General features: G+C 41.1%; 1 protein-coding gene. It reads right to left on the reverse strand.

Annotated elements, in window-relative coordinates; all coding sequences use genetic code 11:
- Nucleotides 1-253 (reverse strand): U32 family peptidase (locus FLQ44_RS16605; protein WP_206208936.1); only part of this gene is annotated, 253 nt, incomplete at both ends.

Consider the following 253-nt stretch of genomic DNA (forward strand, 5'->3'; position numbering starts at 1 on the left):
TTTCCATATCGGGTACATTCTGCTTAATTTCCTCAATTTCTTCGATAGATAACTCACGTGACAAAATCACACGAGTGAGTCCCATATTTTTCCAAAACTTCACTGTTGCCCAATTGACTGCATTTGCTTGTACAGATAGATGAATCGGCATCTGTGGAAAGTTCTCTCGAACCATCATAATCAAGCCTGGATCCGACATGATGAGCGCGTCAGGTTGCATTTCAATAACAGGTGTAAGGTCACGAATGAAGTT

This window comes from Vogesella mureinivorans (assembly GCF_007644035.1).
Lineage (GTDB): Bacteria > Pseudomonadota > Gammaproteobacteria > Burkholderiales > Chromobacteriaceae > Vogesella > Vogesella mureinivorans.